The organism is Bacillus sp. AR2-1, from assembly GCF_008368755.1.
GTDB classification, from domain to species: domain Bacteria; phylum Bacillota; class Bacilli; order Bacillales; family Bacillaceae_G; genus Bacillus_A; species Bacillus_A wiedmannii.
The window spans coordinates 450,552-472,631 of sequence record NZ_QORY01000008.1; the positions used below are offsets into that span (position 1 = coordinate 450,552).

19 protein-coding genes are annotated in these 22,080 nt (G+C 36.4%); 17 read left to right on the forward strand and 2 right to left on the reverse strand.

From position 1 onward, the window contains the following. Positions 1-4: 4 nt before the first annotated feature. A complete protein-coding gene (locus DT250_RS12170; protein ID WP_176546123.1) occupies positions 5-1,246 on the reverse strand; it encodes a nucleotidyltransferase in 1,242 nt (413 codons plus the stop codon). A 153-nt stretch (positions 1,247-1,399) separates the two neighbouring features. Here DT250_RS12170 and DT250_RS12175 point away from each other — a divergent pair, with 153 nt between their 5' ends. The 3 genes from DT250_RS12175 (at position 1,400) to DT250_RS12185 (ending at position 2,771) form a co-directional block, all read left to right on the forward strand. Beyond that, positions 1,400-1,900 (forward strand): YceD family protein, encoded by a 501-nt coding sequence (locus DT250_RS12175; protein WP_000872150.1) that lies wholly within the window; start codon positions 1,400-1,402, stop codon positions 1,898-1,900. Between the two features lie 61 nt (positions 1,901-1,961). Next, positions 1,962-2,135 carry a 50S ribosomal protein L32 gene (gene rpmF, locus DT250_RS12180; protein WP_001984764.1) on the forward strand — a complete coding sequence of 58 codons (174 nt, stop codon included), beginning with the start codon at positions 1,962-1,964 and terminating at the stop codon, positions 2,133-2,135. Between the two features lie 129 nt (positions 2,136-2,264). Then, entirely contained in the window at positions 2,265-2,771 is a 507-nt protein-coding gene (locus DT250_RS12185; protein ID WP_000246481.1) for an RsfA family transcriptional regulator, read from the forward strand. 34 nt (positions 2,772-2,805) lie between these two features. Here DT250_RS12185 and DT250_RS12190 read toward each other — a convergent pair whose 3' ends face one another. Beyond that, on the reverse strand, positions 2,806-3,279 hold the full coding sequence (locus DT250_RS12190; protein ID WP_000506704.1) for an N-acetyltransferase: 474 nt from the start codon (positions 3,277-3,279) through the stop codon (positions 2,806-2,808). Positions 3,280-3,654: 375 nt separating this feature from the next. On the opposite strand from DT250_RS12190, the gene panE reads away from it, so the two are divergent. The 14 genes from panE to ftsA all read left to right on the forward strand — a co-directional run bounded on the left by panE (position 3,655) and on the right by ftsA (position 22,045). Then, a complete protein-coding gene (gene panE, locus DT250_RS12195; RefSeq protein WP_149213084.1) occupies positions 3,655-4,545 on the forward strand; it encodes a 2-dehydropantoate 2-reductase in 891 nt (296 codons plus the stop codon). 79 nt (positions 4,546-4,624) lie between these two features. Beyond that, positions 4,625-6,241 carry a bacillithiol biosynthesis cysteine-adding enzyme BshC gene (bshC, locus tag DT250_RS12200; RefSeq protein ID WP_088064311.1) on the forward strand — a complete coding sequence of 539 codons (1,617 nt, stop codon included), beginning with the start codon at positions 4,625-4,627 and terminating at the stop codon, positions 6,239-6,241. Positions 6,242-6,609: 368 nt separating this feature from the next. Continuing rightward, complete coding sequence (rsmH, locus tag DT250_RS12205) at positions 6,610-7,542, forward strand: 16S rRNA (cytosine(1402)-N(4))-methyltransferase RsmH (RefSeq protein WP_000472512.1); 933 nt, start codon at positions 6,610-6,612, stop codon at positions 7,540-7,542. 15 nt (positions 7,543-7,557) lie between these two features. Further along, positions 7,558-7,920 carry a cell division protein FtsL gene (gene ftsL, locus DT250_RS12210; RefSeq protein ID WP_000067078.1) on the forward strand — a complete coding sequence of 121 codons (363 nt, stop codon included), beginning with the start codon at positions 7,558-7,560 and terminating at the stop codon, positions 7,918-7,920. A 21-nt stretch (positions 7,921-7,941) separates the two neighbouring features. Then, positions 7,942-10,089: a penicillin-binding protein gene (locus DT250_RS12215; protein WP_079998456.1), complete on the forward strand. Its 2,148-nt coding sequence runs from the start codon at positions 7,942-7,944 to the stop codon at positions 10,087-10,089. A gap of 81 nt (positions 10,090-10,170) precedes the next feature. After that, complete coding sequence (locus DT250_RS12220; protein WP_001266227.1) at positions 10,171-12,087, forward strand: stage V sporulation protein D; 1,917 nt, start codon at positions 10,171-10,173, stop codon at positions 12,085-12,087. A 207-nt stretch (positions 12,088-12,294) separates the two neighbouring features. After that, a complete protein-coding gene (murE, locus tag DT250_RS12225) occupies positions 12,295-13,770 on the forward strand; it encodes a UDP-N-acetylmuramoyl-L-alanyl-D-glutamate--2,6-diaminopimelate ligase (protein WP_088123309.1) in 1,476 nt (491 codons plus the stop codon). Positions 13,771-13,792: 22 nt separating this feature from the next. Next, positions 13,793-14,767 (forward strand): phospho-N-acetylmuramoyl-pentapeptide-transferase, encoded by a 975-nt coding sequence (gene mraY / locus DT250_RS12230; RefSeq protein ID WP_088064308.1) that lies wholly within the window; start codon positions 13,793-13,795, stop codon positions 14,765-14,767. After that, positions 14,768-16,120: a UDP-N-acetylmuramoyl-L-alanine--D-glutamate ligase gene (gene murD / locus DT250_RS12235; protein ID WP_088064307.1), complete on the forward strand. Its 1,353-nt coding sequence runs from the start codon at positions 14,768-14,770 to the stop codon at positions 16,118-16,120. Between the two features lie 90 nt (positions 16,121-16,210). Continuing rightward, positions 16,211-17,302: a stage V sporulation protein E gene (gene spoVE / locus DT250_RS12240; protein WP_000753516.1), complete on the forward strand. Its 1,092-nt coding sequence runs from the start codon at positions 16,211-16,213 to the stop codon at positions 17,300-17,302. A 104-nt stretch (positions 17,303-17,406) separates the two neighbouring features. Beyond that, positions 17,407-18,501 (forward strand): undecaprenyldiphospho-muramoylpentapeptide beta-N-acetylglucosaminyltransferase, encoded by a 1,095-nt coding sequence (gene murG, locus DT250_RS12245; RefSeq protein ID WP_001265424.1) that lies wholly within the window; start codon positions 17,407-17,409, stop codon positions 18,499-18,501. Positions 18,502-18,562: 61 nt separating this feature from the next. Next, positions 18,563-19,468 carry a UDP-N-acetylmuramate dehydrogenase gene (murB, locus tag DT250_RS12250; RefSeq protein WP_149213085.1) on the forward strand — a complete coding sequence of 302 codons (906 nt, stop codon included), beginning with the start codon at positions 18,563-18,565 and terminating at the stop codon, positions 19,466-19,468. A 98-nt stretch (positions 19,469-19,566) separates the two neighbouring features. Continuing rightward, positions 19,567-20,337: a cell division protein DivIB gene (gene divIB / locus DT250_RS12255; protein ID WP_000798232.1), complete on the forward strand. Its 771-nt coding sequence runs from the start codon at positions 19,567-19,569 to the stop codon at positions 20,335-20,337. Positions 20,338-20,737: 400 nt separating this feature from the next. Beyond that, positions 20,738-22,045, forward strand: coding sequence for a cell division protein FtsA (ftsA, locus tag DT250_RS12260; RefSeq protein ID WP_048546087.1), 1,308 nt, complete (start codon positions 20,738-20,740; stop codon positions 22,043-22,045). Positions 22,046-22,080 lie beyond the last annotated feature (35 nt).

Below are 22,080 nucleotides of genomic sequence, written 5' to 3' on the forward strand. Positions count from 1 at the left end.
TTTTTTATAGAAATTTTGCAGTTGTTTCATCATAACGAATTGGATGGTGTGTTGCATCTTGTTTTAGTAGTTGTGTTCGTAATGGTTCTTGCATGATGGAGAAATATACAGAATTGGCTTTTCGCTCTATATGTAAAGTAGGATGGTCAAATGTTTTTGTATGGGTAAGGATGGGAAGCTCTATTTTTTTCTTGTTTTTTGAAAGGTAAGTTTGTCCTTTTTGTGACATGCCTAGTAGACGAATGTACGGTGCATGCTGCTCTATATTTGCGCTATGTATTTCTTGTTTTGTTGTATTTGTTAAAATGTGTGTACAAGCTCTTTGTAATCTAGTCCATGTATAACGCTTCGTTTTTAATGCTTCCATGAATGAATGGAAGGAGGAACTGTTTTGTATTTTTGATAAAATACGATGCTCTAAACCTTCTTCTATTTCATATATATGTCGTAAGTCTTCTGGAGACATCGTCATGAGTTTGTATTTGAAAAATGAAAAGTATTGTTCCCAATTATGTAATATCCCGTAGTTTTGTTTGTAACTTGCTAAAAGAGAAGCAGTCGCTTTTGGGATAAAAGGCTCAATTTCTGTAAAAGAACTATTTTCGCTAAAAAGTTTTTTACGAATACTAGTTGCGCTTGCAATATGTTGGTCGCTAAATGTTTCATCATGATAATGAGATGCGAATCTTTTTATCGTTTGTGCTTGCATAGAACTATTTTGTAAGAAAATTGATTTCATGTATTGGAATCCTAATATGTTATTCGGTTGTGACATGTCTATGTTTTTTTCGGATGGTAAAATGTGTAGGAAGGCTTCAGATGTAGCTTTTGCGTAACTGTTACCTGCATTCATAAATTGCTTTACAAGACGATTAAAAGTATCTTCTTCATTTTTTTGCACAGAGATGGTGTTATGAAAATTTTCAATCTGCCCATCTTCACTACCGAAACAAATTTCAGAAACACGCAGGGCGTTTAAAATAGAAATAGCGCCATTTGCAAAGGTTTCAGCCTTTTGTGTTGAGAAGGCGTATGGAAGCTCTACAACAAGGTCTACACCGCATGATAAGGCCATTTTGGTACGATACCATTTGGATATGAGTGCTGGCTCACCACGCTGTAAAAAAGGGCCACTCATAACAGCGATTGTAATATCGGCGTGTGTTAACTTTTTTGTTTGTTGCACATGATAATCATGACCGTTATGAAAAGGGTTATATTCAACAACAATACCACTGGCTTTTATGGTAATCTCTCCTTTCGATGTAGCATCTTTTTCAAAAACGTGATACTCTATATATTATTTACTATGATGACTTCATTATAGTGTAAAGAAAAAACATTGACAAATATAAAATGGCTAGCTATAATTTTGTTTGTTGCCTTGAGGTGATATGATATGAAATGGTCCATCCATCAATTGAATAAATTGAGAAATAAAGGATTGACATTGGATGAGATGGTAGATGTAAGTGAGCTACAAGAGGTCGAGAAAGATATTCGTGAAATTAATCCTGCTCATGTAACAGGAAGAGTTGATTTTGGCTCCGGTAAGTTTACGTTCCATCTACATATAACTGGAAGCATGGTTTTACCATGTTCTCGCTCTTTAGTAGATGTGACATTACCATTTGACATTAAAACAACTGAGGTGTTCCAAACTTCACAAGAAGAATTTGAAACTGAAGCTGAAATTCATTGTTTAGAAGGAGAAGTACTTGACTTACTGCCCGTAATCAAGGAAAATATACTTTTGGAGATTCCAATGCAAATTTTCAGTGATGATGTTTCTGGTGGAGCACCGATGCAAGGTCAAGACTGGCAAGTGATTTCGGAAGAAAACAAAGAAAAGACTGTTGATCCACGATTAGCAGGACTTGCAAAGTTTTTTGACAAATAATCGGAAGACTGGTTTAGGCCTTCATATGAAAATAACTATTTCTTTTAAGGAGGTGGGAAGAATGGCTGTACCTTTTAGAAGAACTTCTAAAACAGTAAAAAGAAAGCGTCGTACGCATTTCAAATTATCAGTACCTGGTATGGTAGAGTGCCCAAGCTGTGGTGAAGCGAAATTAGCTCACCGTGTATGTAAAGCATGCGGTACTTACAAAGGTAAAGAAGTAATCAGCAAGTAATTGCGGGAAAATAAACGTAGAAGATATCTTCTGCGTTTATTTTTTTTGTCTTATTCTTTATTTGTTGTATTCTATCTTTTCTAGTAACTGCATATGCTTAATAAAAAATGCATAGGGAGGACTAGAGAGATGGCGACAACAAGACAAGATGCTTGGACTGATGATGAAGATTTGCTTCTGGCAGAAGTAGTACTCCGGCATATTCGAGAAGGTGGAACGCAATTATCTGCCTTTAAAGAAGTGGGAAGACATTTATCTCGTACACCAGCAGCATGTGGCTTTAGATGGAATTCTTACGTTAGAAAGCAATACAAAGAACGTATTGAAGAAGCGAAGCAACTACGTAAAGTAGAAAATTATGAAGTAAAAGAGACAAAGGTAGTAGAGCCTACGTCAATTACATTGAATGATGTTATTGATTTCTTGCAAAATTATAAAGATGAAAACTCTTTAATGGTGTTGCAACAGCAAATTGAATCGTTACAAACAGAGAGAGAGAGTCTTTTGGAGCGATTATCAGTATATGAGGAAGAGTATAGAACATTGCTTGATTATATCGATCAAAAAAGAAGTGTAATGGTAGCGGAAAGAAATAGCGCTCGTTCGAATGGGAAATTAGAAAAGTTAAAGAAATAAAAAAACAGCTGCTATGTAGCTGTTTTTTTATTTCTTATGCAGACTCTTCGTTTGTAACCGTATTCAAATTTGTTTCTGGGTTCCAAACATAAAAATCACCATCAGGTACTGATACAGGCTGGAAATTTAATTTATCCCAAAAACCAGCTGAATGGATACGTGCGATCGTTTTAATTGGGAACTGTAGCCCCTTCGCATAATTTACAAGCATTTCTCCGAATCCTTGTTTTTGGAAAGTTGGTAACACTTCAAGTTTATAGAGTTCTAGGTAAGTACCTGTAATTTCGAATGGTTCTCCGCCGTTCCTTTTCATATATAGACTCATACGTGCAATTAGTGATCCGCCATAATAAATACCGTAAAATGGAGATTCACTATCGTTTTCAATAATGTTTGCCTGTAATTCTTCTAACATGGATAGTTCTTGAGCTCCGCAACCTTTAAATTTTTTAAATTCGTCTAATGTTTTATAATTGATGAGCAAGCGCTCAACTTTTGGGAATCCCATAACATCACATCCTTTTCTTGTCTCGTTGAATGCAGAAAAGTAAAAATATTTACAATAATATTATAACTCATTTCTTTATTTTTATGAAGAAGATAGTATATTTCTTTTATTATTTTTTTGAGGATTTGCTAAACTAAGAGTAGAAACATATTAATAGGTAGTATATACATATTGAAAGTAGAGGTTGCATTTGTTTGTTAAAGAGTAATGAAATTGTAAACTATGTTCATGGAATTGAGAAAGGTAAAGTGAAACTGTAATCAGTGGGATTTGTTCACCTTTAGTTAATTATGATTCCGCACCAATCAGGCGTTTGCAGGATAAAAAGGGGGAGGGAAAAGGGACTTGTGTAACGTATTTATATGAGTTCCTTGTGTGAAAATGAAAATCGGAGTTGTGGGACCAGGAGCTATCGGTCTGTTATATGCATTTTATTTACAAAAAAGTAATCAAGATGTTACGTTGTTTACAAGGACAGCTAAACAGGCTGAGGAATTGAATAGAACGGGTGTAACTTGTATGAGGGAGGAAAAACGTGAAACCGTATTCCCACCTGCTTTACCAATAGAAAGTATGCTAGACCAGAAGCTAGACTATATATTTATTGCTGTTAAGCAATATCATATAACTGACATACTACCTTTTGTGCGAGGGGAATCCTCATTAATCTTTTTGCAAAACGGAATGTCGCACCTTCATGCTATGCAGCAAATAAGGAATGAAAATATTGCGGTTGGGATTGTAGAGCATGGTGCAAAAAAAGAAGAAAGACATATCGTTTATCATACGGGGATAGGTGTAACGAAGTTTGGAATCGTGCACGGCCAGTCTATACATTTTGAAAAAATATTTAATTGCTTTCCATTTCCTCATTTTCCGATTCAAATAGAAGATGATTGGAAGGATGTCATGCACAAAAAATTAGTAGTTAATGTATGTATCAATCCATTGACAGCATTATTACAAGTCCAGAACGGAGAGTTGATTACGAACCCGTTTTTTTATCGATTGATGGAGCGAGTTTTTCAGGAAGTCGTTTTTCTTGTTAAAGAAGAAAAAGAAATGGTATGGAAAATGGTACGTCACGTATGTGAAAGAACGTCTCGTAATACATCATCTATGCTGGCAGATGTAAGGGCAAATAGACAAACGGAAATCGGTGCGATTGTTGGATATGTATTAGAAGAAGCTAAGAAACAGCAACGATCTGTTCCGACACTGCAATTTTTGTTCGATGCAATAAAAGGATTAGAAGTAAAAGAATAAGTGTAATTCTTTGCTTTTACGTGCAACATTGACTACAATGTGGATTGGTGAGAGAACAGGATACGAAAGGAAGAATTATATGGAGATAAAAGAAATCTCTGTTCCGCAACAAGGTGTTGTAGCGGACTATATGAACGGTAAAAAAGAGATACAGTCGTGTTTTGACTATATGTTAACAGAAGATGCTTTTAAACAGCGTGTACATGATTTGCGTGAGAGGGAGTTTTTCCGCCAAGGTTTAGTAGCGCATTTATTAGAATATAATACAAAATTACAAGCGGGAGAAGCTACGATTCAAAATGTAAAAGCGCTTGGAGATGAAAATACATATGTTGTTATAGCTGGACAACAAGCTGGGTTATTAACTGGACCACTTTATACAATTCATAAAATTATTTCAGTTTTACAGCTTGCGAGGGAAAAGGAAGAAAGTTTAGGTGTTAAAGTCGTTCCTGTTTTCTGGATTGCTGGTGAAGACCATGATATGGATGAAATTAATCATACTTTTGTAACGAAGAATAAAAAAATAAAAAAGACTATTTTTCATGACCGTAATCCGAAAGTGGCGAGTGCTTCAGAGTCCGAGCTTTCTTTGGAAGACTGTAGAAAGTGGATTGAAGAAATTTTCAAAACATACCCTGAAACGAATTTTACAAAGGATGTACTGCAATTTATTGATGATTCTTTGGGGAAATCGAATACGTATGTAGATTTCTTTGCCCATCTTATTATGAAAATGTTCGTTAATTCTGGTTTAATTCTTGTTGATTCGCATCATCCTGAATTAAGAAAATTAGAAGTGCCGTTTTTTAAGCAAATTATAGGTAAGTATAAAGAAGTGCAAGAGGGGCTTCATAACCAACAGGAAATAATTAAAGAATTAGGATATAAACCGATTATTGAAACAAAGTATAATGCAGTACATATATTCATGGAAATTGATAATGAGCGAGTATTACTTGAAGACGATCAAGGGAAGTTTGTAGGGAAGGATGGAGCGTATTCCTTTTCATATGAGGAATTGATGGAAGAGATGGAAAGAAGTCCGGAACGCTTTAGTAATAATGTTGTAACGCGCCCTCTTATGCAAGAGTATCTATTTCCTACGCTCGCGTTTATTGGAGGACCAGGGGAATTAGCTTACTGGAGTGAATTGCAACAAGTTTTCCATACGATTGGTTTCCAAATGCCGCCTGTCGTTCCGCGTATTACAATCACTTATGTAGAGAGGGATATAGCGACAGATTTATACGATTTGCAATTGCAAGACAGTGATCCTTTTTTAAATAACGTAGATAAGTTGCGTGAAAACTGGTTATCTAATCAAATAGAGGAACCGATAGATGATCGATTTGTAGAGGCGAAAAAAGAAATAATTGATATCCATACGTCATTACAACAGTTTGTGAAGAAAATAGATCCTGGATTAAGTGCGTTTGCAGGGAAAAATGAATTCAAAATTAATGAACAAATTGAACTGTTGGAAAGAATGTTGAAAAGAAATGTTGAGAAAAAACATGAAGTACAGCTAAATAAATTCCGTCGTATACAATTTGCACTTCGTCCATTAGGGGCGCCGCAAGAGCGTGTGTGGAATGTATGTTACTATTTAAATCAGTTTGGTTTGGATTTCGTTGATCGTGTAATGGAAAAATCGTTTTCTTGGGACGGAAAACATCATGTCATAAAACTATAGAATCTTGCTCTTAGGAGCAGGATTTTATTTTTGTCTTGTTGAATTTACTGTGAAGTGAAATTTTTCTGAATTATCAATTTTAAAAAAGTGAATATCGTAATTATGCAGGATACTTAAATATATGACAAAATAGCACAAAATGTAAACGTATTATCATCTTTTTCGACAGTTTTTTATTTAAATTCCCGCAAAAGATGATAAAATTTAGTATATAATAAAAGAAAATAGCGATTTGTATAGTATGCTGCCTTTGTAGGCAAGTTAAATGAGTCGTTCTTTCATAGTATTTCGTTCTCTAATCGTGAAATATGCGTTTGGAGGAGGAGATGCATTCAACATAATTAATTGGAAAAAGAGTAGGTGCAACAATGTTTAAACACGTAACAGTGCTTTTGAAGGAAACAGTAGACGGCTTAGATATAAAGCCAGGTGGTACATATGTAGATTGTACACTGGGGGGAGGAGGACATAGTTCTTATTTATTATCCCAATTAACTGAAGGTGGAAGATTAATCGCGTTTGATCAAGATGAGATAGCGATTCAAAATGCGAAAGAAAGATTCTCTTCATACGGTGAGCAGTTCATAACAGTAAAAAGTAATTTCCGTTATTTATCTGAAAAACTACAGGAATTAGGTATAACAGAAGTAGATGGTATTTTATTTGATTTAGGTGTTTCATCCCCACAATTAGATACACCAGAGCGTGGCTTTAGTTATCATCATGATGCACCGTTAGATATGCGGATGGATCAAGATGCCCCATTAACAGCATATGATGTTGTAAATAGCTGGTCATATGAGCAACTTGTAAGAATTTTCTTCCAGTATGGTGAAGAGAAATTTTCAAAACAAATAGTAAGGAAAATTGAAGCGTATCGTGAGAATAAAGCTATTGAAACGACAGGAGAATTAGTAGAACTAATTAAAGAGGGTATTCCAGCTCCTGCTCGTAGAACGGGTGGACACCCTGCGAAGCGAGTGTTCCAAGCAATCCGTATTGCGGTAAATGATGAATTGAAAGTATTTGAAGAAGCGTTGGAATCTGCAATTGAGATGGTCAAGCCGGGCGGAAGAGTTAGTGTTATAACATTCCATTCTTTAGAAGACCGTATTTGTAAAACGACGTTTAAACGAAATAGCACAACGCCACAATTGCCACCAGGATTACCGATTATTCCTGATGAATTTAAGCCAAAATTAAAGCTTATTACGAGAAAACCGATTTTACCTTCTGATATAGAGTTAGAAGAAAATAATCGAGCGCGTTCTGCGAAATTGAGAATCGCTGAAAAACGATAAAAAGGGGAGAGAGGTATGAGTAACTTAGCTGTAAAGTACAAACAACAAGCGCAAGAAGAGATACAGATTCAAACGCCCCCACAGCAGATGGTTCAGCCAAAAGCTAAAGCGAAGATTACAAGAATCGAAAAACTGTTGTATGTAGCATTTATTGGCTTTTTATTGTATGCCTGTGTAGCGTTTATTGGAAATAAAGCAGGCCTTTATCAAGTTAATGTAGAAGCAGCGACGATAGAACAAAAAATTGTACAGAAGCAAAAAGAAAATCAAGAGTTACAGGCTGAAGTAGAGAAGTTAAGTCGCTATGAACGAATCGCTGAAGTTGCAAAAAAACACGGGCTAGAAATTAATGCGAATAATGTGAAGGGCCTCAAATAAGGCAATAGGTGTGAAGGGAAAATGAAGAGAAATATGACTAAATTTCATACCAATAAGGGAGCAGGGTATTTTATGATTTTATTCCTCCTGCTCTTTTTGCTATTATTAGCCCGATTTTTTTACATACAAGCAACAGGAACAGTGCATAATCAAGATTTGGATAAACTCGCTCAGCAAAAACATAGTAAAGCAGGAGTTCTCGAAGCAAATCGAGGAACGATTTATGACCAAAATGGTCATGTATTAGCGCAAGATGCAAACTCTTATAAACTTGTAGCGGAATTAAAAGGTGCGAAGCCGGTTGAGAATAAAGAGGACACTGCAAAGAAAATTGCAGGAGTACTTGGAAAAGGCGAAGAGGATATTTTAGCTGCGTTAAATAAAGATAAAAGTCAAGTGGAATTCGGGAAATTAGGTAAGGGCTTGACGAAAGAACAGAAAGATCAAATAGAAGCATTAAAATTGCCAGGTATATCTTTTATTACTGAAAATGCCAGAGTATATCCAAACGGTGATTTCGCATCTTATGTCGTAGGTCATGCGAGACCTGATGATAAGGGGATTGCTATAGGACAATTTGGTTTAGAAAAGAGTTTGGATAAGTATTTAGGAGCTTCTAACGGAGAAGTAGCTTATACAGGCGATCGTAGAGGCGTATCTCTTGACGGCGGAAAAGTGAATGTAAAGGCACCTAAAAATGGAGATAATGTATATTTAACGCTTGACCAGCGTATTCAAAGTTTTTTAGAAGACGCAATGAAAGAAGCGAGTAAACATTATGAACCAGAAAGCTTAATAGGGATTGTTGCGGATCCAAAAACAGGGAAAATATTAGGAATGTCTACTAAACCTAGTTATGATCCGAACCGAGAGGATATTAAATATTTTTATAATGACGCAATTGCAAATGCATTTGAACCTGGATCAACAATGAAAATTTTCACGCTAGCAGCAGCTATTAATGAAGGTGTGTACAAAGGACAAGATTATTATCAGTCTGGTACATATCAAGTCGGAAACCGAAAAATAAAAGATCATAACGGTGGCGCTGGATGGGGATCTATCACATTTGATGAAGGGGTAGAGCGCTCTTCCAACGTAGCGTTTGCAATTTTAGGGGATCAAAAACTTGGACCAGAACGATTCCGAAAATATATTCATAGTTTTGGATTAGATGAAAAAACGAAGATTGATTTACCTGGTGAAGGTTCAAATACAATTATATTCGATCAGCAAATACAGCAAGTAACAACAGCTTTTGGACAAGGTTCTACTGTAACACCAATTCAGCTTGTGCAAGCTGCAACTGCTATTGCAAATGACGGAAAAATGATGAAGCCTTATACAGTTGATAAAATTGTAAATCCAATAACAGGGGAAGTAAAATTAGAACATAAGCCAGAAGAAGTGGGAAAACCTGTTACAAAAGAAACAGCAGCGCAAGTAAGACAGTTATTAGAACGTGTTGTTACATCGCCGAAAGGAACAGGAACCGCTTATAAAGTCGATGGTTATTCAGTTGGTGGTAAAACAGGAACAGCCCAAATTCCGGATGGAAAAGGTGGCTATATGACAGGGAGAGAGAATTATATATTCTCGTTCTTAGGTATGGCACCTATGGATGATCCGCAACTTGTTGTATATGTAGCTGTTAAACAACCGAAATTGAAAGATGATGAGAGTGGCGCACAACCTTTAGCTGATATTTTTAAATATGTAACGAAGAATAGTTTAGAGTATTTAAAGATTAAGCCTAATGAAGTGAAAGATCCGAAGAAATATGTGAAAGAGCAGCAAACTGCTGTTCCAGATGTAACCGGAAAAACGATGGAAGAAGCGAAAAAAGCTATTGATAAAGCAAAACTTCGTCCAATCGTATTAGGTGAAGGGAAAGTACAGCAGCAAGTACCGAAAGCGACTGAACAAACATTGAAGGGTGACCGAGTCTTCTTAGTGGGAGATAAACCTACAATGCCAAATATACAAGGCTGGGCGCTTCGTGATGTTATGAATTTAGCAAAAACATTAAAGCTTAACCTAAAACCTACTGGTACCGGATACGTAACCGAACAAAGTGTGGCAGAAGGAACATTGTTACAACCTGGTACAGAGTTAGGTGTAACGCTTGTACCGCCACTTGAACCACAACAAGAAGCAGAAGAACAGTAATGGTAAAAGAGAAGAAGTTCTAATTAAATAAGTACAAGCATATATTGGAACAAGCTAGGCGTAAGGGAGGCTTGTTCCAATATGCGTGTATCAAATGTAACGGTTAGAAAACGACTTATTTTTATACTCATATCAGGTATACTTATTTTCACTATCATCGATATTCGTCTTGGATATGTGCAATTTTTTCTTGGCAATATGTTAACGGATCGTGCGAAGGATTCATGGAGTCGAAATATTACTTTTGAACCTGAACGTGGGAAAATTTTAGACCGGAATGGTGTGGAACTTGCTACGAATAAAAGTGCCCCAACTGTCTTTGTTGTACCGAGGCAAATTGAAAAACCAGCAGAGACTGCAGAGAAGTTAGCTGCAGTATTAGGTGTGGAAAAAGATGAGATTTATAAGAGAATTACAAAAAAAGAATCAATTGTAAGGTTAGATAAAGGCGGAAGGAAAATATCACATGATAAAGCGAAAGAGGTACGAGGATTAAGTTTGAAAGGTGTTTATATCGCAGAGGACTCTATCCGGTACTATCCATTTGGCAACTTTTTATCACACGTATTAGGGTTTGCAGGTAGTGATAACCAAGGTCTTATGGGACTGGAAAAATATTATGATAAAGAGCTAAATGGTGATGAAGGTCATGTGCGTTTTTTTGCAGATGCAAAAGGACAAAGGATGCCTAATGTTGGCGATGATTTCAAAAAACCAGAAGCTGGTTTGAATTTAGGTTTAACAATTGATGCACGTATTAATAGAATTATGGAAAGAGAAATGAATATTGCAGAGTCGACATATAATCCAGATGGTATGATTGCGATTGCAATGAATCCGAAAAATGGTGAAATTTTAGGTATGTCGAGTCGGCCGAGTTTTGATCCAGCAGATTTTCAAAGTGTTTCTCCAGAAGTGTATAATAGAAATTTACCAGTATGGAGTACGTATGAGCCTGGTTCAACATTTAAGATCATTACGTTAGCAGCAGCCTTGAATGAAAATTTAGTAGACTTAGAGAAAGATACGTTTTATGATGATGGAGCAGCTGAAGTGGGTGGAGCTAGATTGAAATGCTGGAAAGCGGGAGGCCATGGTAGCCAAACGTTTTTAGAAGTAGTTCAAAACTCATGTAACCCAGGATTTATTGAACTTGGTGATCGTCTTGGTAAAGACCGATTGTTTAAATACATTCGTAATTTTGGCTTTGGACAGAAAACCGGAATTGATTTGCAAGGTGAAGGTAGTGGGATTTTATTTAATTTAGATAAAGTCGGTCCAGTCGAGCAAGCAACTACTTCATTTGGTCAAGGAGTTTCTGTAACACCAATTCAACAAGTAGCAGCAGTAGCAGCGGCTGTAAATGGTGGGACATTGTATCAACCGTATATAGCTAAGGAATTTATTGATCCGAAAAATAATCAAGTTGTAAGTAAAAAGACACCTGTGGAAAAAAGAAAAGTTATTTCCAAGGAAACTTCAGAAAAAGTTCGGTATGCATTAGAGAATGTTGTAGCAAAGGGATCTGGTAAAGGTGCTTTCATTGATGGGTATCGTGTAGGTGGAAAAACAGGTACGGCTCAAAAGGTGAAAGATGGTAAATATTTAGAGAATAATTATATAGTATCTTTTATCGGTTTTGCTCCAGCGGATGATCCGGAAATTGTTGTCTATGTTGCTGTTGATAATCCGAAAGGTGTAACGCAATTTGGTGGAGTAGTAGCAGCTCCAATTGTTGGGAATATTCTTCGGGATGCACTTCCTGTTATGGGAGTGAAACCGAGAAAAGAACAAGTTGAGAGAGAATATAAATGGGGCGATACACCAACTGTGGAAGTTCCGAATTTAATTGGTATGAAAAAGAAAGACTTACAGACACAACTCGTCGATTTGAAGCTTGATATAAGTGGAGACGGAGAGAAAGTAATTAAACAATCCCCAGAAGCAGGAGCTAAAGTGAAAGAAGGCTCAAAAATTAGAATTTACTTCGGGAATTAAAGGTAACCTAGTACGTTTTATGGTACAATTGGTGGAAGTGAGTTCTTTATAGAAGAGTTACTTAATTTGAGGCTGTAAGAGCCCCAATTATAAATAAGTCTATTTATTAGACACAGTAGCACTTACCTCCTATTTTACATATTTAGGAGGTAACGTGTTGCTTATTAAAAAAGAGATAAATACACAATGTAGAGAGGGTTTAGTGAAATGAAGTTGCATACACTTTTATCATGTTTGCATGATTTTCCAGTTGTTCCAAAAGAAAATCCAGAAATCACATCTATAGAAGCTGATTCACGTAAAGTGAAAGAGGGAAGCTTATTTGTATGTATGAAAGGATATACGGTTGATAGCCATGATTTTGCTAAGCAAGCAGCGGCACAAGGAGCGGCTGCTATTGTTGCGGAAAGACCAATTGATGTTGACGTTCCAGTTGTACTTGTGAAAAACACTTTTCGTTCGTTAGCGGTTTTAGCTGATTATTTTTATGGTCAACCAACACACAAGTTACATTTAATCGGAATTACAGGTACAAATGGAAAGACAACAACATCGCATATTATGGATGAGATTATGCGCGCACATGGTCATAAAACGGGGCTAATTGGAACGATTAATATGAAAATCGGTGATGAAACATTTGAGGTGAAAAATACAACACCAGATGCACTAACACTTCAACAGACATTTTTAAAAATGGTTGAGCACGGTGTAGATAGTACAGTAATGGAAGTTTCGTCACATGCTTTAGATCTTGGTCGTGTACACGGATGTGATTACGATGTAGCAGTGTTTACAAATTTAACACAAGATCATTTAGACTATCATAAAACGATGGAAGAATATAAACATGCAAAAGGGTTGCTATTTGCACAACTTGGCAATAGTTATAACCATGGTCGTGAAAAGTACGCGGTACTGAATAACGATGATGCTGTAACTGCGGAATATATGAGAAGTACTGCGGCAACTGTTGTAACGTATGGAATTGATACAACAAGTGATATTATGGCCAAAGATATCGTTATGACGAGTGCTGGAACTACATTTACGCTTGTAACACCGTATGAAAGTGTAAATGTTACGATGAAATTGATTGGGAAATTTAATGTATATAACGTACTAGCGGCAACAGCGGCAGGACTTGTTTCTGGTGTAAGTTTAGAAACGGTTATTGATGTAATAAAGCAACTAGCTGGAGTTCCAGGACGTTTTGAAGTAGTTGATGGTGGACAAAATTATACAGTTATTGTTGATTATGCACATACACCAGATAGCTTAGAGAATGTATTAAAAACAGCAAAACAGTTTGCAAAAGGCGATGTATATTGCATCGTCGGTTGTGGTGGAGATAGAGATCGAACAAAGAGACCAATCATGGCAAGTGTTGCAACAAAATATGCAACTCATGCAATTTACACTTCAGATAATCCAAGAAGTGAAGAGCCAGGGGCTATTTTAGATGATATGGTGCAGGGTGCAAATGGGAATAATTATGAAGTAATTATTGATAGAAAAGAAGCGATATACCATGCAATTGCTAACGCGAAAGCTGAAGATATCATCATTATTGCTGGTAAGGGTCATGAAACGTATCAAATTATTGGTAAAGACGTTCATCATTTTGACGATCGTGAAGTCGCTAAAGAAGCAATTACAGAGCGTTTAAACAACGAAGAGTAACAACGTGAGAGGAGGACTACATGTGCTTGAGCAAGGTTTATTAGTAACGGCTGGGGTAGCATTCTTAATTTCTGTTGCCCTTTCGCCATTGTTTATTCCATTTTTAAGGAAATTAAAGTTCGGACAGAGTATTCGTGATGAGGGACCAAAGTCACATCAAAAAAAATCAGGGACACCTACAATGGGTGGTATTGTCATATATGTATCTATGATGGTAACTTCACTTATTATGGCGATTAAGTTTAATCATTTAGGTGCAGAGGTTTCGTTATTATTATTAGTGACATTTGGCTACGGATTAATTGGATTTTTAGATGACTACATAAAGGTAGTTAAGAAGAGAAATCTTGGTTTAACATCAAAACAAAAATTAGTAGGTCAGCTTGTTATTGCTATTGCGTTCTTTTTAATTGGAAAAGGGCAAGCGCTCCACACATACATCATGATTCCGGGAACAGATGTTAAGTTTGAACTAGGTTGGGCGTATTTTGTACTTGTATTATTTATGCTTATTGGTGGATCAAATGCAGTTAACTTAACTGACGGTTTAGATGGTTTATTATCAGGAACAGCTGCTATTGCATTTGGAGCTTTTAGTATTATTGCAGTAGCGCAAGAGCAATTTGGAGTAGCGATATTCTGTATGGCAGTTGTAGGAGCTGTACTTGGATTTTTAGTATTCAATGCAAATCCAGCCAAAGTGTTTATGGGAGATACAGGTTCCTTAGCTTTAGGTGGAGCCATTGCAGCTGTAGCGATTTTATTAAAACAAGAATTACTACTTGTAATCATTGGTGGAGTATTCGTAATGGAAACTTTATCTGTTATTATTCAGGTCATTTCTTTTAAAACAACAGGAAAACGTGTCTTTAAAATGAGTCCATTACACCATCATTATGAATTATGTGGTTGGTCAGAGTGGCGTGTTGTTGTGACATTTTGGTCTGTAGGATTTTTATTAGCTGTGTTAGGAATTTATATCGGGGTGTGGATGTAATTGAAAACTGTAACTGAATTTCAAAATAAAAATATTCTTGTATTAGGCATTGCAAAAAGTGGTTATGCAGCAGCTACGTTGTTACAAAAATTAGGGGCAAATGTTATTGTAAATGACGGAAAGCCTTTAGCAGATAATGTACTTGCTGCAGAATTACAAGCAAAAGGAATGGACGTTGTATGCGGTGGTCATCCTTTAGAATTGTTAGAGAGAAATATTTCTCTTGTAGTAAAAAATCCAGGAATCCCGTATTCTAATCCAATATTAGTTGCTGCGAAAGAAAAGCAAATCCCAATTGTTACGGAAGTTGAATTAGCATATCGTATTTCAGAAGCGCCATTTGTTGGGATTACGGGGTCTAACGGTAAAACGACGACGACAATGCTTGCATTTGAAATGCTAAAAGAAGGACAAAAGCATCCTATAATTGCAGGGAACATAGGAACTGTAGCGTGTGAAGTAGCACAGGGTGCAAAAGAAAATGAAGTTGTAGTTACAGAGCTTTCATCGTTCCAACTGATGGGAGTAGAATTGTTCCAACCTAAAATTGCTGCGTTTTTAAATTTATTTGAGGCCCACTTAGATTATCACGGGACGAAGAAGGAATATGGTTTAGCAAAAGCAAATATTTTTAAAAACCAAACAGAAAATGATTATAGTGTAATAAATGCAGATGATGCAGATGTGATGGCTTTATCTGCTTATAGTAAAGGGCAAAAAGTACTATTCTCGACAAAGAAAGAAATTGAAGATGGTGCGTGTATAAAAGAGAATGCTCTTTGTTTTAAAGGTGAAAAAGTTGTTGAAGTAGGCGATATCGTTTTACCTGGTCAACATAATTTAGAAAATATTTTAGCAGCGATGAGTATCGCAAAATTATTGGGTGTTTCTAATGAAGCGATTACGGTGGTATTAAAACGTTTTACAGGTGTAAAACATCGTTTAGAATATGTAACAACTATTAACAATCGTAAGGTTTATAATGACTCAAAAGCAACGAATATGTTAGCGACTGAGAAAGCTTTATCTGCGTTTACACAACCGATTGTGTTATTAGCAGGTGGGCTTGATCGTGGAAATGAATTCGATGATTTAATTCCATATTTCAAAAATGTAAAAGCAATTGTAACATTTGGACAAACAGCTCCAAAACTAGTAAGAGCTGCAGAAAAAGCGGGATTAGATACAATTGAAAGTGTCGATACTTTAGATGAAGCGGTAGTGAAAGCTTATGCTCATTCTACAGATGGCGATGTAATTCTTCTTTCTCCAGCATGTGCAAGCTGGGATCAATTTAAAACATTTGAAGAAAGAGGAGACATTTTTATACAAGCTGTGCATAAACTTATATAAAGTAAATCAAAACATCAGTAGGCTAACACCTACTGATGTTTTGTTACATAGGGCAAAAGTTTCTGCCTAAAGAGGTGGTGTTTATGGGTAATGAAGAAAACGCCTGATTTTATTCTCATCATCGTTACACTTGCGTTGTTAACAATCGGAATGGTTATGGTGTATAGTGCGAGTGCGGTTTGGGCCTCTTATAAAATGGGGGACTCATTCTTTTTTGCAAAAAGGCAATTGCTATTTGCAAGTATTGGTGTAGTGGCTATGTTTTTAATTATGAAAATTGATTATTGGGTGTGGCGTACGTATTCAAAAGTAATTTTGCTAGTTTGCTTCATTCTTCTTATTCTTGTTCTTATTCCTGGGGTAGGACTTGTTCGAGGAGGGGCGCGAAGTTGGATTGGAATCGGGGCATTTTCCATTCAACCGTCAGAATTTATGAAGTTTGCGATGATTATTTTCTTAGCAAAATTTTTAGCGGAACGACAAAAATTAATTACCTCTTTTAAACGTGGTTTACTACCAGCTCTTAGTTTTGTATTTCTTGCTTTTGGGATGATTATGTTACAGCCAGATCTTGGCACAGGAACCGTAATGGTTGGGACATGTATTATTATGATATTTATCTCGGGGGCAAGGGTCTTTCACTTTGCAATGTTTGGTTTGCTTGGTGTAGCAGGATTTGTAGGGCTAATTGCATCAGCACCGTATCGAATGAAACGTATTACATCATATTTAGATCCGTGGTCAGATCCGCTTGGAAGTGGATTTCAAATTATTCAATCGTTACTCGCAATTGGACCTGGTGGATTATTCGGGCTTGGACTTGGACAAAGTAGACAAAAGTTTCTTTATTTACCTGAACCGCAAACAGACTTTATATTTGCGATCTTATCGGAGGAATTAGGTTTTATTGGTGGTTCATTTGTGTTATTATTATTTAGTCTATTATTATGGCGTGGGATTCGTATAGCTTTAGGAGCGCCAGATTTATATGGTACGTTTTTAGCAGTAGGTATTGTGGCGATGATTGCGATTCAAGTAATGATTAATGTTGGTGTTGTAACAGGATTGATGCCTGTAACAGGTATTACTTTGCCGTTTTTAAGTTATGGTGGATCAAGTTTGACATTAATGTTAATGGCAGTAGGTGTATTATTAAATATAAGTCGCCATTCTCGCTACTAAACCCTGTTTTATAAGACAGGGTTTTTCGTATGTGCGCGAAGAAACATGATGTATATAGAAATAAATACGACTGAAATAAGAAAAGAGAAGCGGAGGAGTTAGTAGTGCGTGTATTAGTAAGTGGTGGGGGCACTGGAGGTCATATTTATCCGGCTCTTGCTCTAATAAGAGAAATAAAAAAATTAAATCCGGAAGCAAGGTTTTTATATATTGGTACGGAGAGTGGATTAGAGAGCACGATCGTTCCAAAAGCAGGCATACCGTTTCAATCTATTGTTATAAGTGGATTTAAGCGTAAAATATCGTTAGATAACGTGAAAACGGTGATGCGTTTCCTAAAGGGTGTACAAGATAGTAAACGATATATTCGTCGTTTTAATCCAGATATTGTGATTGGAACGGGTGGATATGTATGTGGACCAGTTGTATATGCTGCAGCAAAATTAGGTATTCCAACCATTGTACATGAACAAAATAGTGTACCTGGTGTAACGAATAAATTTTTAAGCCGCTATGTTGATAAAGTTGCGGTTTGTTTTGAAGCGGCTGCAGAACATTTTCCACAGTCAAAAGTAGTGATGACAGGAAATCCAAGAGCATCAGAAGTAATGGATCAGAATGGAATGAAAGGAAAACGTTCAGTAGGTTTATCTCTTCCTAAAAAATCGGTACTTATTTTTGGTGGAAGTCGTGGGGCTAGACCGATTAACGATGCTTTCGTAGAGGCAATTGAACAGTTTGGAAATAAAAGTTACGAAATATTGTATGTAACAGGTGAAGTTCATTATGACAAAGTGATGGAAGCAGTGAAGCAAAAAGGGAATCCGAATAATGTTATTATTAAACCTTTCATTCATAATATGCCAGAGGTACTTACAGGTGTAGATCTTGTTGTTTCAAGAGCGGGGGCAACAACACTTGCAGAATTAACCGCGTTAGGTAAGCCAAGTGTGTTAATACCGAGTCCTTACGTAACAAATAACCATCAGGAAAAGAATGCACGTTCCGTTGTCGATAAAGGAGCAGCAAAAATGTTGCTTGAAAAAGATTTAACAGCAGAAACGCTTATTCGTGATATTGATGAGATTTTATTGGATGCACAAACATTACAAAATATGAAGCTGGCTGCGGGGCAATTAGGTATTCCAGATGCAGCAAATAAGCTGTATGAAGTAATGAATAAGCTTGTAAAAAAATAACGTTAGGTGAACGCCCTGCATACTACTGTAATAAGGATACTTAGTATGGGGGAGATTGTTTATGGAGCAATTAGTAAATGAGCTTATAGAAGCAAATGTTGGTCGCGTGTTAGTGAATGAAGCGTTAGCGCGTTATACCACTATGAAAATAGGTGGACCAGCTGATATTTTAATTGTGCCAAAGCATGTTGTCAGTATTGAAAAAACGTTGCAGTTAGTAAAAAAATATAAAACAAAGTGGACTGTAATTGGTCGAGGTTCGAACCTTCTTGTATCTGATCTAGGTATAGAAGGTGTCGTTATTCGTTTAGGAGAAGGATTAGACCACTTAGAAGTCGAAAAACATAGAGTAAGAGTTGGTGGTGGGTATCCCCTTATTAAATTATCAACTTTACTTAGTCGCCAAGGGTTATCTGGCCTGGAATTTGCCAGTGGTATTCCAGGAAGTGTTGGTGGTGCAGTGTATATGAATGCAGGAGCACATAAATCGGATATATCAAACATATTATCAAAAGCTCTTATTTTGTTTGAAAACGGAACAATTGATTGGTTAACACATGAAGAAATGGAGTTTTCCTATCGTACTTCTGTATTGCAAACGAAACGTCCTGGTATTGTTTTGGAAGCTGAGTTTCAATTGCAGGTAGGGGAGCGTGAGGGAATCGTAAGCGTCATGCAAAAGAATAAAGACTACCGTCGTGAAACACAGCCGTGGAATCATCCTTGTGCAGGAAGCATATTTCGGAATCCAATCCCATACTTTGCAGGAGACTTAATAGAAAAGGCGGGGCTTCGTGGTTATCAAATAGGCGGAGCTCAAATTTCTGAAATGCATGGGAATTTTATTATTAACACTGGGGGGGCCAGTGCGCAAGATGTCTTATCTTTAATTGCATTAATAAAACAAACAATCGAGGATAAATTTGGCGTAGAAATGCATACAGAAGTAGAAATCATTGGAAGATAACGGTTATTCGTTCCGCTCATTATCATTTATGTTATAATAAGAAGATAAGAACGGCATGAGGAACATGCCGTTTTTTATGTTACGTAGGGGGATCGTACATGAAAAATAGTAAAGTGATTAAACTACAGGATCGTGTACCAAAGTTAAAAAATCAACAGAAGAAAAACAAGAAAAATGTTAATCATCGGTTGATTTTATACATATCAATTTTATTTTTATTAGTGCTCTTTTTAATTTATTTTCGGTCTCCGCTAAGCAATATCAAAAAGATAAGTGTGTTTGGAAATCATTATATGACAGATGAACAAGTGATGAAGGAATCAGGTGTGACGTATGATACAAGTTATTTCCGAGTGACAGCACATAAAGCAGAAGAAAACCTAACGAAACGAAAAGAAATTAAAGCAGTAAATGTAAAAAAACGTTTTCCAAATAAAATTGATGTTCATATTGAAGAATATTTAACGATTGGTTATATAAACAAAGATGGGAAATTACAACCGTTACTAGAGAACGGGAAAACACTTGATGTACTTCCGAACGGAAAACTTCCTGTTGCAGCACCAATTTTTGAACCTTTTAAAGAGGAAAAAATGAAGGAGTTAATTGCTGAGCTTGAAAAATTAACACCAACTATTTTAAGGTCTATTTCTGAAATTCGTTATTCACCGACGAATGCGAATGAAGATCATCTTACTTTATATATGAACGAAGGGTACGAAGTGAGCACTACGATTCAAAATTTCGCAAAGCGTATGGAAGCTTATCCGCTTATCTTAAAAACAATTGAGCCGGGTAAAAAGGTATTAATTGATTTAGAAGTAGGGGCATATACGAAAGAATTAGGAGCGGAAGAAAAAAAAGAATAGAACGATAGTTTTTACTACGTTCCTGTAGAAAAAACGAAACGAACGTTCTATTGAATGCATCTGAATTTACAAGAATGGTTCATTTGATGAAAAAGATGTAAAAATTCTTAGATTCATACTAGGATTGGTACAAGTTTCACTTTTCTATGAGTACATCTTAGTGTAGACTTATACTTGGCGGTAATCTTTACACTTGAAATAGAATTATTTCAAGATAAGCAGTTATTCACAGTTTACTGCGATATTCTTAAATGAATGTTAAATAAAAATAAGAAAAATATAGGGTTAAAAAAGGGAAACGTATAAAGACGTTGAATATTTTTCTTATAAATAGTAAAGTTGCGATTGTTGTTCCATATATTGAGTTGTATGGTATAAATAAAGAAGGAGGTGCCAAAGAATGAACAGCAATGAAATATATGTTAGTCTTGACATCGGTACATCCAATGTTAAAGTCATCATTGGTGAAATGGTTAATGACAGCTTAAACATTATTGGTGTTGGAAATGTAAAATCAAATGGTTTAAAGAAGGGATCGATAGTTGATATAGACGAGACTGTTCGATCAATTAAAAAAGCAATTGAACAAGCTGAGCGCATGGTGGGAATCCACATTGAGCAAGTTGTAGTAGGTGTCAATGCAAACCAGGTACAGCTACTTCCTTGTCACGGAGTAGTCGCTGTTTCAAATGAAGATCGTGAAATCGGGAATGAAGATGTCTTACGCGTTCTAGATGCAGCACAAGTTGTGTCAATTGCTCCAGAGCGTGAGTTTATTGATGTGGTACCTCGACAGTTCATCGTAGACGGTCTTGACGAGATTAACGATCCACGCGGGATGATCGGTGTAAGATTAGAAATGGAAGGTACACTTATAACAGGCTCGAGAACTTTACTACATAACCTACTTCGTTGTGTAGAAAAAGCAGGTCTTGAAATAGTTGATATTTGTCTTCAACCTTTAGCGGCTGCAACAGTTGCTATATCTTCAGATGAAAAAAATAGAGGAGTAGCCCTTGTTGATATGGGGGGAGGATCTACAACTTTATCTATTTTTAAAGATGGAGAGTTACAAGCGACGAGCGTATTACCGTTAGGTGGAGACCATATAACGAAGGATATTGCGATTGGGTTGAAAACTTCAACAGACAATGCAGATCAAATAAAGTTGAAATATGGACATGCTTTTTATGATACAGCATCTGAAGAAGAGATGTTTACGGTTCCTATTATGGGAAGCGATCAAACAGAACAATATTCTCAGTTGGAATTATCGGATATAATAGAGGCTCGTGTAGAGGAAATTTTAATGTTTGTTCAAGATGAAGTGCGTAAGTTAGGAGTAAAGCAAGTAGCTTCTGGCTATGTACTAACTGGTGGAATTGCTTCTATGCCGGGTGTTCTTGATCTTGCATATGATATTTTACATGAAAATGTTCGTATAGCGACTCCTGATTATATTGGTGTGCGTGAGCCCCAATATACAAGTGGAGTAGGATTAATTAAACATTCTTATCAAAAAGCTAAATTACGTGGAAAAAATGTGCAGGAAAAGCAAGAACATTTTGAACCAGTACCAGCACCAGCACCAACGCCGGTACAACAGCAACCTGCGAAACAAAAAACTCGTAATCAAAACAATAATAATCAAAATGATGAACGTATGATGTCAAAAGTAAAACGTGTATTCCGTTATTTATGGGATTAAAATTGGACACGAAAAATGAGGTTCTAGGGGGATTT